Below are 11,487 nucleotides of genomic sequence, written 5' to 3'. Positions count from 1 at the left end.
CCTTCGTACTGAAGCGGTTTTGTCTATACCTTATCTAAAATAAAAAACGATTGCCCGCCAGTCAGAGCCGCGGTCATGAGGCGATCCCCCGGCTCGAGTGCATCGTCTCCTCCGGACTGCATTCGTTTTGGGATAATGATGGCGTCTTCCGGTATGATCAGTTTGCTGTTTTCTTTTAATTTGATTTCCACAGGAGAAACCGAAACGACTTCAGCCGGGAGCAGTTCTACCGGAGACTCAGCGTCAACTGCGCCGACTGCCAAATGTTTTATAGCCTCACTTAATCTCATCAGGAAACTCCTTCCGGCATCGTATTCTTTTCGACAACATCGATCGTCATCGTATGTTTCGTTCCTTTAAATTCGTGCCGGTCCGTATCTACCCAATAGGTTTTCTTGATGCCGGCCTCCGGAATAGAAATATAGACAGGCAAGCCGCTCTGCACTTCCGGGATGCCCACTGCCTGAATATTTTTCAGTTCTTTTTTCACGCCCTTTTTTTCAGCAAGCCGTACATCTGCCCGCTGCTGAAGCTGTGCCTGGTTGATGTCATCTGTGACCGTTTCCGTATATTGAAGCACACCGTATTTATTTAAGCCTGAACTGTCCTTGGCAGAGGCTTTATATGTCTTATTGTCCTTCTGCCGGCGAAGCACCACCCGAGTAGCAGTGTCGTTTATAGAAGTGCTGTATTGGTAGCCCGTGATATTGACGCCCGTTTCAAGCACCCATACCTCTGACGGATCTGGCCAAGCGCGCAGACCGAGCTTTCCTTTTTCCGAATACAGCTGGTAATGTCGTCCTGTCTGGCTTTTCGTCTGTTTCAGCGCTTTTAATATGATGTCATACAATGTCGTATCATTTTTAATGACAAGACTTTTGATCGTATGGCCTGTGTTTGCGATCGAGGTTGTCGGTATCTGGAAGTCACTAGCAATCCTTCTGATGATCTGGTCGGCCCGCTGATTGGAAAACACGTACATATCCTGGTTTTTGACCAGGTATTGAAGCATGTCATAAGCGCTGAAGGCAAGCGTATGCTCGTCCGGGGTTCTTGCAAAAACAATGCCCCGAAAAAGCTCTTTTCCCTTCCATTTAAACAAGACCGTATCTCCTTCTGAGACACTGTAATACGTCTGGTCGCCCTGTTTGGTGACGATGGTCGCTTCAATGGAGCGCGGCGCCTGATAACGATGGCCTTCAAGCGATACGCTTTCTGCAACCAGCTCAAGCCACTCTGTGTCTTTAATGACGAACAGTTCTATCATCATACATCACCTGTTTCATTGCGGTATCTTTAATTTTTGGCCGGGAAAAATCCAGTGGCCCGGCTGCCTGATGTTCCGTTTGCTTCGTTTGATCATTGCTGTTTTATTGGCGTTCCAAATTTTGCGCCATTGAGTACTGTTCCCGTAAAATCTGCCTGCAATGTCCCATAGCGTGTCTCCCTTTTTCACTGTGTACGTCTTCGGCGCAGCCTTCGACGGACGTTTTGCCTTTGTTTTTTTCTTCTGCTTGATTTTCCGCGGGGAAGCGGTTTTGTATTCTTTTAATACAATATCAAAATCCCGATCTCCTATTTCATTGTCTCCCTCACTATATTTAAGGCTTTCAATACTGCATGTCATATTGATTTTTGTTCCCGTAATTAAAAATTGAACAGGCTTTTTTGCCTTCATCCATTTTTCAATTTTCGCAATGGCATTTTCCGGAGACGGGAGATTTTGATATTCAGCTATCGGCGTATACTTTTTTGGAAAAAAAGAAGAAAATGAAATTTCTTTTGCTCCGGGTTCTTCAATAAACGTTAGTTCACCCAATCCCGTTATCTTTACTGAGTCATTTTGTACACTATTCGCTATATCAATCGCTTCAGGAAGAACAGGGAATCGCAGCTTTTCTTTCCCCTGTGATATCCAAAATTCATAGATAGACTTAGTCAAAAGCCACGACCCCCTTTGTTCCGGTGTTAATGTCATTTTGTAATTCATCAAGTAATGCCTGCTTGATTTTCGCAACCAGGCCATCAGCATCCTGTCCATTATGGAAATGCTGATCGCCGTTAAACTCAATCTTTATTTCTTTCGTTCCGGCTGTTTGTATCGTTTGCCGTGTACCGGATGTAACTGCTGAAACTTGTCCTGAAGAAAGCTCAGACTGCTGGGATTGAGACGGATCTGTCACTTCCATACCAAGAGCTTGCGCAGCTCTCTGAAGGAGGTAGCGGCCGCGGATGCCTCGCTCCTCCGGAATGATCCATTCCCGCTTGTTTCCTTCTCCGACACGGGCAATTTGTTCTTTTGTAATCAGCCCGCCGTTTGCGTAACCGACATACGGTCCGCCATGATTCAGGCTTTTAATACCCGGCACATTGTTGATTGATCCATATCTGCTTTTAATGTAGCCGATCGCAGCAGCTGCGTTGTGAATCGGGTTTTTAATGTTACCCATACCCGGTGCTTTATGGTCATTAAAAGTGCTTGGGATCGTCTGCATCAGCCCTTGTGACGGATGCCCCGCTTTTGCGTTGCTGTCCCACAGGTTGATTGCGTTCGGATTGCCTCCGGATTCATGCTGCGCAATCGTCAAGAGACCCGGAAGCCAGCTCATTGGTGTCTTGGTGGCCATGAGAGCGGCCATAATCCACTGTTTTACGTTCCCGCCCATGGCTCCCATTCCGGAATAGGCAGCCGCCAGTGATCCGGCTTGTTTTTCAGCATATTTCTTTACATCTACTGAGCCAAGGCCTTTGACAACACCAATTGAAGCAAAACGCCCCAAGCTCATCATGACACGGGAAGGTGAATGGATATCTAATTCCTCACGGAAAGCCTGCTCCACTCTCTTGGCCATATCCTTTGCCGCTTGTTTTACTTCACTGGATTTAGAATTCATGCCTGTCACAAAGTTTCCGATCATGCCTGAACCCCAGCTGTTCGATGTGTCTTTTGAACGCAGGAACGGTTTGTCAACATGTGTACTCACATACTGTGCAGTCCCTGTTTGGGTTGAGTTTTGTCCTTGCGCAAAGCCTTTGACCGTTCCTGTGCCCCATGAAGACGATTTGTTCACAGTGGCTTGGTACGGCGTTTTAACTTTTGATTGCAAAAAGCCGTCCGTTCCGGTTGCAGTGCCGTTTTGACCCTTGGCATACCCGCTTACCATTTGTTTACCGTAATTTGGTGAAGCAGAAATCATTTGTGTAAATGGCGTATTGATGTTTTTCTTTTTCCAGTCTTCCATTTTGACCGGCTGATCGCTGATGCCTTTACCAAAGCCTTCTGAAAATTGCTGTCCGAGTGTGGACGCTTGGCCTGTAAGATTTGCAGTGTTCATTGCTGGGGAGGCTGAGCCTGATAGAGGACTGACAGCTGCTCCTCCTGAAACAGATGCTGGACTTCCGCCAGAAGACGAAGCTGCTCCCATGTCGTCTACAACTTGCATACCCAGCTTAGACGCCGCTTGTGAAAGAAGCATCTTCCCCCGGCCTCGGTTGTTATCAACCGGGATAACGAATTCCTTGCCGGCTTCACCGATCCACGAGATGGTTGGTTTGGTGATGTAGCCGCCTGTGGCATTTTTATCCGGATCCTTACCTTTATTCGGATCACCGCCGCCGGTTACAAAATTAATTACTTTACTAGCTACGCCGCCAGCTTTATCCCAGATTTGCTTCACCCAGCCGAACGCTTTAGAAAAAGCATCTGAAATCGCTTCTCCCACCTTTGTAAGAGGTTCTTGAATATTCTTTTTAAACCAGCCGCTCAGGCCTTTCCAAATGTTCTTAACGGTGTCTATCGCTTTTTTGAAAGCATCTGAGATTCCCTTACCTACATCTGAGACTGTATTTTTGACCGGGTTCCAAACTGTATCCATGAACCATCCCGATACCGTACTGAAAACACTCTTAATCTTATTCCAAGCACCGGTCATTTTATCCCAGATTGTAGTTGCCGCTCCTATTACAGCTGATTTGACTGGCCCCCACACATTACTCATAAACCATGAAGCAACTGTACTGAACACATTTTTAATTGTCGTCCATGCATTTACGATTTTAGACCATATTGCTGTTGCTACACCCACAACTGCTGATGAAACCGGCGTCCAGACATTGTCCATAAACCATGTTGATACAGTACTGAATATCGTTTGGATCGTTGTCCAAGCATTCACGATGTTGGACCATATGCTTGTTGCTACACCCACAACTGCGGTTGACACTGGCGTCCAGACATTATCCATAAACCATGTTGATACAGTTCCCCAAGTATCCTGAATGGCTGACCAGGCATTTTGCGCACCCTCTGTAATGCTGTTCCATGTATCTTCTAGAGCGCCGGCATCAATTGCCTTACCTAAACTTTCACCGCCGAAAGTACCGGCAATTCCTCCTACAACACCGCCAATAGCAGTCCCGACTCCCGGCACAACGCTTCCAATAGCCGCTCCTGCAGCGGCTCCTGCTAAACCTCCGCCGGCTGAACCTACTTTTTCACCAGCATTATTCTTATTGATACCGGCTAAGTCAGTAAGGGACAGTATTTCGCCTAATCCCGGTATTCCTTTTGCAGCTCCTTTTAAGCCCTTTAGTCCGCCTTTTAAGCCTTTTGATTCACCCAATGTTTTCAGAAGGCCTGAAAAACCTTTGCCTGCTGCTCCTTTAGCAGATTTAGGTGTATTCACAGGATTTGTTTTATTCCCTTTTGTTGATGAACCGTTTCTATTTTTGACTTTTTTGCTTTTGCCTGTACTGATTCCGGCACAGCAGCAACCACAAGCCCCGCCCCATTTGCCGCCTGACTTTTTCGATTTTGAACCTGAAGATTTTTGGTTCATAGAAGGTTTTTTAGTGCGGTTTGAATTGTTAGAAGTTGAGTTCTTTGTATTGGCTTTTGAAGCTTTTTGTTTGCCTTTGCTTCCGCTGGATTTGCCGCCAAACAACCCGCCAATATCCAGATTCCCCAGCTTCTCAGCAATGCCTTTTATAATTTTTTCAAAAAACTCTCCCACTTTTTCAATAATTTTATCAGGGCTGAATTTCTCGAATTTCTTGGCGATTTTTGAAACAATGTTATCAACAAACTTTTCTGCTTTATTAGCGATTTTATCCGGGTTCAGGAAATTAAATTTCTCTAAAATTTTGTCAACAATATTTGTTACAAAGTCTTCCGCTTTAGTAATAATGGCGTCTGGACTGAATTTGCTGGCGACATCATCTGCTTTTTTCATAAAGGAATCTGTAAACTTGTCAAGCTCGTTTAAAATCGTTTCCGGGCTGAATTTACTTACGACATCGTCCACTTTTTTCATGAAGGAATCTGTAAACTTGTCAAGCTCGTTAAAGATTGTTTCCGGGCTGAATTTACTTACGATATCATCCACTTTTTTCATGAAGGAATCTGTAAACTTATCAAGCTGCTTAAAAATCGCTTCTGGACTGAATTTGCTTGCGATTTCATCCACTTTTTTCATAAAGGAATCTGTAAACTTGTCAAGCTGCTTAAAAATCGCTTCTGGACTGAATTTACTTGCGGTTGCATCCACTTTTTTCATAAAGGAATCTGTAAACTTGTCAAGCTGCTTAAAAATCGTTTCTGGACTGAATTTACTTGCGATTGCATCCACTTTACTCATGAACGATGTTGTGAATTTATCCAGCTGGGACAAAATCGTTTCTGGACTGAATTTCGTCGCAATTGCGTCCACTTTACTCATGAACGATGTTGTGAATTTATCCAGCTGCGACAAAATCGTTTCTGGACTGAATTTACTTGCGATTGCATCCACTTTACTCATGAACGATGTTGTGAATTTATCCAGCTGTGACAAAATCGTTTCTGGACTGAATTTCGTCGCAATTCCGTCCACTTTACTCATGAACGATGTTGTAAACTTATCCAACTGTGCCAGAATCGTTTCTGGACTGAACTTCGTTGCAATTGCGTCCACTTTATTCATGAACGATGTTGTAAATTTATCCAGCTGTGACAAAATCGTTTCTGGACTGAATTTCGTCGCAATTCCGTCCACTTTACTCATGAACGATGTTGTAAACTTATCCAACTGTGCCAGAATCGTTTCTGGACTGAACTTCGTTGCAATTGCGTCCACTTTACTCATGAACGATGTTGTGAACTTATCCAGCTGCGACAAAATTGTCTCTGGACTAAACTTTGTGGCGACTTCATCCACCTTATTCATGAACGATGTCGTAAATTTATCCAGCTCTGTTAAGATTGTTTCCGGGCTGAACTTTGTGGCGATTTCATCCACCTTTTCCATGAAAGAAGCAGCAAATTTGTCCAGTGCTGTCAAAATCGTTTCTGGATCAAACATGCTCGCAATATCTCCTGTATTTCCTCCTGATGAAGGCGCTCCTTTCTCGGAGGGACCTGAGCTTCCCATGCTGTCAATTCTTTTCTGCAATGAATCCAGCTTATTTGACACCCTGTCATTAATAGCGAGCTCAAGTTTGTTGTCTTTTCCTGTTAAGGCATCAATACCAGCAGAAATACGACCGACTGTTTTCATGACGTGATCAATCACGCGTATCGTAACAGAGTAACCATTTTTAAGTGCAGTTTCCATATAGCGCTGTATTTTTTGCACAGCCGGCAACACTTGATCTTCTGCACTCAGCATAATCGTAAAGCCTTTAAAACCTGCCACGAGCTCTCTTAATCGTTCAAACTTTTCGGTTGCTTGGTCACTAGCATCTATTTTTATAGATACAGATGACGGCAATCTCTGCAATTGAACATTAACCTGCTGAATGACACTGCTGGCTTTATCCTCAGTTGAAATGGAGATCATTTGGGCGCCAAGCTTTTTCTTTAATGATTTTTGTATGCGATCAATTGTCCTTAATACAGTTTTGCTTTCTTTTCGAACATCAATAGCGCTTTTTCGCTGCACCATTTTTCTATACTTTTCAAGTGCTCTAAACTCATTCTGGATCTTTCTTAACTTTTTACTTACACGGTCTTCCATTTCAAACCTTGCTGTCAGCTTTGCCAATTACGATGCCCCTCCTTTCTTTGCTTGTTTTTCAAGGAGATCGAGCTTATATCCGATCATTCCATACAACAGCGCTTTATAGTTTCTGGGCGCTTCGTAGAGCGCCAATAAATCTGATGGGGAATAGTGAAGCTCGTGCATCGCATAGTAGAGATACACGGCTTCTTTATGCCCATCCTTGATTAGTTTTTTGCTTCTTCTTCCAGATCCTCTAATTCATCTTCAAATCCATTAATCTCAATCGCTTTGTTTAACCAGTTCGCATACTCGCCTCCAACTGAGAGCACGCGTTTCGCAACTTCTACCGGGTCAGCCGTTTTGTAAGCTTCTCGAAGCTCTTTTGAACGGAAGTCCGGATAAACGGTTGATTCAACTGCGATTCGGGCATAAAAGCGTTGGCTGTCTAAATCTTTTACACGGCCTCTGCCTTTGACATTTTTATACGTTGTTGTTTCTTTCTCCAATTCATCAATGCGCTCCGTCGTGATCGCTTTAAAAATAAATGGCACGATGTTCCCTTTTTTATCAACAAAACGCTTTGAGATTGGCACTTTGATTTCCTCAGCTTCAATTGTTTTTCCCGGCATAAAAAAGGAAAGATCATATACGTTTTCGTTCTTCTCGCTCATGTAAAAAACTCCCTTGTCTATTGTTTAGTTTGATCCTGTAAAAAAACAGACCTTTCTGAGAAAGGTCTGCGTATGCGCCTTTTATTAAAACGTGTCAGACAGCTTTTCAGGGACGTCGAAGTCTTCGAATGTAAATGGAACTTCTTCCTCTAACGCTTCTGAATCGACATCAAGGCTTGCGATTTTGGCAGAGTCAAAGTTGACGTCGTACAGCGTGACTCGCTCTGTGCCCCGGCCTGAGGATTGATCATCCAGCACGGCTTGGAGTGTGAAGTATGGGTCGCTGCCTTTTTTGACATAGTCCATCATCAGGATCACGAATTTTGATGTGACTTTATAAAACGTTGCTGTTCCAGTTCCGTTTGCCCCTGTTGTTTTATGGCCTGTCATGCGGCGGCCCATAATGTTGACTTCGGATTTGTTTTTCTCAACGTTTGCTTCAAATGTTTTGATGTGCGCCATTTCCTCACCATCGAGAAATAAGCGGCCTTCTTTTCCTGAGATTGTGTTTTGTGCTTTTAATGCCATATTAGTTTACCTCCACATTAAAGTAGAATTTTTCTGCTGCATCGACAGGCTGTACAGCCAGGTCAATCAAGAAGCCGTCACGATCTTCATTCATTGAAATTGTGATATCTTCATCGGAATCAAAGCCAGTGATGCCGCCTGCATCCTGAAGTGTTGTCATGTATTGCGTGATCATCGTTTTTACATACTGCAGTCCGTCTTCAGATGCCGGGATATCGCTTCCGCTGCCTTTTCTTGATTTAATTAAGGCTTTCAGCTCGCGTGTTAAATCATTATTCACAGCATCCAGGACACGAACGATTTTGTTTTTCGCAAATTTCTTGTTTTTCTCAGCTGTGAACGTCACGAGTGAGTTAATGTCCTTTTCTACACTGACGGATTTATCGCGGGCGTCGAATGTGAATAAAAATTCACCTTTGCCCAGACGTTCAACAATCGTATCGTGGTCGAGGCGGTGTAACACATCAACGGCGCCTTCGTACTCTACAAATGTGAGTGATTGGTTAAAGGTTGCTCCTGCACTCGCTCCAGCTACCCAAGCTGTTGCTTTGTCCGGTGTAACTTCCGTGCCATCTTCAAGCAGCACACCCTCTGTTACGTTGATTATGCCTTCATAATCACCAGCATAATTGGCTGTGACGCCTTGCACTTTTTGTCCTTGGCCGTCGCGAAGGCGTTTAATGAAAGCAGCAAACGTCGCCTTCAACTGGTCACCTTCTGCAACAGGCAATGCAATCACATCAAAGCTCTCCGTTTCAGCCGCGGCTAAGAAATCTGTATAGTCAGAGTTGACAGGGGCTTTATCCGTACCGCCAGATAAACGGATTCCCGCGGATGCATTCAGCGTCTCAGCTGCAGTGTCTCCTTCTGATCCAGTGAGAGGAATCGTTGAAGAAAGATCGCCTGTTCCGGTAAAAGTGACATAGCCGTTAGCTGTTAATTCTTCAGCCTTTTTGACAGTCTGTTTATCAACCTCTGATTCGTCCATATATGTTGTCACATCGAAAGAATTAGCATCCAGCACATTTTGATTGATGCGGATGATAATGTCATTTCCTTTTGTTCCGCCATATACTGCAGTTGCTTTGACGCCTTCAGCAATATCAGCAGACGCTCGGACACCTTCGGTTAGACGGTACATCAATACCGTTTTCGCATTTTTCTTCGCTTCACGCAGCAGCAATAAAGACGGGTCATCAATGCTGAGACCCACTTTTTTGTTCAGGTCTTCAACGCTGGAAATGGAGACGAACGTTTTCGCTTCGCCCCAGCTTGATGCGACCGGAAGTGCGACTGTTCCCCGTTCACTGAGTGATACCCGCTCCTGTGCCGTCGTTTTAAAGTTAAAATAAATGCCTGCACGTTCTTTTTCTTTGCCTGTTGTAAATGTTCCGCCATTCATGATGACATGACCTCCTTGGTTAGAAATGTTTGAATCAATTGGTTGGCTTCTGATTTCGTCATACGTGGTTGATCCACGCCAAATAAAGCCCCCTGAAGAATATCCGGCTTAACGCCGAACAGTTCCTTCGCGTGCTTAATCAAATCCGCTGTATCAAATAGAGCTTCCCGGCTCTTTGTATGTACAGCCTTCTTCTGTTGTTTGTCCTTTGACACCGTTTATTTCACCCCGCTGTTCATGTCGATATCCTGTAAGACAGGCTGTTCTATTTTGTGATAATAATATCGGCTGCTCCACCTGATCACCATGGCCGCCTCGCCCCTGTCTCCTACTCTTGTCTCGATTTGGGAGATGCGAACCATATCCCCCGTCTTCTCGCCGGATTCACTCAGCAGCGGAATCATATTTCTCGCTTCTCTTATGGCATCCGCGAGCCTGTCCGCTTCATCCAGCGCCTGAACGGAGTCCAGATGAAACAGTTTTACATTGAGACTGTAGGTTTTTTTAAATGTGGAGACCGTATCTGTTTCCTCGAAAACAGATGGTGGCGGGACGTATAACGACGGCACCTGAAAGTGATCAGGAAGCTCGCGTTCATAAATGGGAACAGACCACCGGCTGTACAAAAACGCCATGATCGATCCTGTTTCACTGTTCATCCTGCTCCTCCTTTACAGCTTCTTCAGCCACTGGCGCAGTTTGCTTTCCAGCGATTTTTCAAACAGCTGTTCATATAAAAGCAGTGCATGATCCCAGTAGCTCGTGCCCGGTATCCATTTTCTCTTGAGCGCCATTCCCGTTGAAGCCGCTGGATCATAAATAAACCGTGAGCCTTGAAAACGCCCCGGCACCCATCTCACATCTTGTTTTGACGTCCAATGGCCGTCATTAAGAAATGAGGCGTAATCAAGCTGTGTCCCCACCTCAAGCGAAAGCCCGCCGCTTTGCACAATCCAGAGATTGTCCTCTGCGCCTTTCTCAAAGGAACTGAGCAGTTTTTCTGTATCAATCGTTTGTGCGCTGATGAGTTCAGATTGGACGATCTCCAGAAAATCTTGCCCGCACTCCTCAAGCCACCGGGACGCCTGTCTGGAAAAACCGCCTGAAGCCGCTTCTTTTAATGCCGTGTTCAGCTGTTTCAATCCCGCTATTTTCATAAGCTTTCATCCCTGACTGCGATGACCTCCCAATGATGATGTCTGATCCTTTTCGGCAGCTTTAGTATATATTTATGATTCTCCCAAATGATTTTATCGTTCACGCGGATGTCCGCTGACAACGGAAAATGGACGAGAAAGCTATGATATACAGTTTGATCCGGCTCCTCCTGAATCAGCTGCTGCGTTTTTTCGGTAAAATAACAAGGGACATCTTGTTCATCGGGTGTCTCCGGATATGAAATCACCGGCTGCAGCCTGTCTGCCGGAATCCCAAATCGGCCTGCAGACGGCGCTTGCGCTGCTTCATGATAAATGTCGCAACGGTGAATGAGCATCTGCTTGTAGCTCATAAAGATCTCACCTTCAGTCTGGAGGATTCAGGGACGTAGCCCGGCTTGATAAACTCTTCGAGCAAATGATACACCTCAGGCCGCTGAATCCCGCCTTCTCCGGAAACCGTGTAGGAATAATCCCCCATTTTCTCAGACTGATAGCTTGATGAGGCAGATTCATCGCTGTTGACAAGCGCAAAATACTGGGCAAGCTTAAGCAAAGCCAACTTCACCTTGCCGGGCAGCGGATCATACAAGCTGTCTTCAAAGCGGTGGCCCGTGATGAGAACCGCTTCTGCCTCCGCCTCGATGATATCCTGCGCCAGCAGCTCTTCCGGCCTGTTTTTCACCCGATCATAGACCGAATAGGAGGCTACGTCAGTCGGTTCAATGAGCATGAGCTGACCACCTCGTTTC

Annotated in this window: 13 protein-coding genes; all 13 read right to left on the bottom strand. The window is 45.1% G+C overall.

Annotation, left to right across the window (positions count from 1 at the left end):
• Window positions 1-23 precede the first annotated feature (23 nt).
• Window positions 24-290, bottom strand: coding sequence for a DUF2577 family protein (locus tag NX903_RS06295; RefSeq protein ID WP_003244812.1), 267 nt, complete (start codon window positions 288-290; stop codon window positions 24-26).
• Window positions 290-1,267, bottom strand: coding sequence for a phage-like element PBSX protein XkdQ (locus NX903_RS06290; protein ID WP_003245730.1), 978 nt, complete (start codon window positions 1,265-1,267; stop codon window positions 290-292). The genes NX903_RS06295 and NX903_RS06290 overlap by 1 nt, the downstream gene beginning before the upstream one ends.
• A gap of 15 nt (window positions 1,268-1,282) precedes the next feature.
• Window positions 1,283-1,942, bottom strand: coding sequence for a LysM peptidoglycan-binding domain-containing protein (locus NX903_RS06285; RefSeq protein ID WP_038828716.1), 660 nt, complete (start codon window positions 1,940-1,942; stop codon window positions 1,283-1,285).
• Window positions 1,935-5,879 (bottom strand): transglycosylase SLT domain-containing protein, encoded by a 3,945-nt coding sequence (locus tag NX903_RS06280; RefSeq protein ID WP_445662049.1) that lies wholly within the window; start codon window positions 5,877-5,879, stop codon window positions 1,935-1,937. The genes NX903_RS06285 and NX903_RS06280 overlap by 8 nt, the downstream gene beginning before the upstream one ends.
• Window positions 5,880-7,019: 1,140 nt before the next feature.
• A complete protein-coding gene (locus NX903_RS06275; RefSeq protein WP_129138065.1) occupies window positions 7,020-7,160 on the bottom strand; it encodes a hypothetical protein in 141 nt (46 codons plus the stop codon).
• 41 nt (window positions 7,161-7,201) lie between these two features.
• Complete coding sequence (locus NX903_RS06270) at window positions 7,202-7,648, bottom strand: phage tail assembly chaperone (RefSeq protein ID WP_015715734.1); 447 nt, start codon at window positions 7,646-7,648, stop codon at window positions 7,202-7,204.
• 84 nt (window positions 7,649-7,732) lie between these two features.
• The gene (locus NX903_RS06265) at window positions 7,733-8,176 is read right to left on the bottom strand and encodes a phage tail tube protein (RefSeq protein ID WP_003239114.1); all 444 of its coding nucleotides are present in this window, start codon (window positions 8,174-8,176) and stop codon (window positions 7,733-7,735) included.
• 1 nt (window position 8,177) lies between these two features.
• Window positions 8,178-9,578 carry a phage tail sheath family protein gene (locus tag NX903_RS06260; protein ID WP_003245369.1) on the bottom strand — a complete coding sequence of 467 codons (1,401 nt, stop codon included), beginning with the start codon at window positions 9,576-9,578 and terminating at the stop codon, window positions 8,178-8,180.
• On the bottom strand, window positions 9,575-9,793 hold the full coding sequence (locus tag NX903_RS06255; RefSeq protein ID WP_003232679.1) for a hypothetical protein: 219 nt from the start codon (window positions 9,791-9,793) through the stop codon (window positions 9,575-9,577). Before NX903_RS06255 ends, NX903_RS06260 begins: the two co-directional genes overlap by 4 nt.
• Before the next feature lie 3 nt (window positions 9,794-9,796).
• Window positions 9,797-10,237 (bottom strand): hypothetical protein, encoded by a 441-nt coding sequence (locus tag NX903_RS06250; RefSeq protein WP_024572798.1) that lies wholly within the window; start codon window positions 10,235-10,237, stop codon window positions 9,797-9,799.
• Window positions 10,238-10,249: 12 nt separating this feature from the next.
• The gene (locus NX903_RS06245; protein WP_024572797.1) at window positions 10,250-10,735 is read right to left on the bottom strand and encodes an HK97 gp10 family phage protein; all 486 of its coding nucleotides are present in this window, start codon (window positions 10,733-10,735) and stop codon (window positions 10,250-10,252) included.
• Window positions 10,732-11,088, bottom strand: coding sequence for a YqbH/XkdH family protein (locus NX903_RS06240; protein ID WP_086343738.1), 357 nt, complete (start codon window positions 11,086-11,088; stop codon window positions 10,732-10,734). Before NX903_RS06240 ends, NX903_RS06245 begins: the two co-directional genes overlap by 4 nt.
• A complete protein-coding gene (gene yqbG / locus NX903_RS06235) occupies window positions 11,085-11,468 on the bottom strand; it encodes a protein YqbG (RefSeq protein ID WP_086343737.1) in 384 nt (127 codons plus the stop codon). Before yqbG ends, NX903_RS06240 begins: the two co-directional genes overlap by 4 nt.
• Window positions 11,469-11,487 lie beyond the last annotated feature (19 nt).

Source organism: Bacillus sp. FSL R5-0576 (assembly GCF_038004765.1).
GTDB lineage: Bacteria > Bacillota > Bacilli > Bacillales > Bacillaceae > Bacillus > Bacillus subtilis.
The sequence above is the reverse complement of the archived record's forward strand: the minus strand, read 5'-3'. Positions and strand labels throughout refer to the sequence as shown.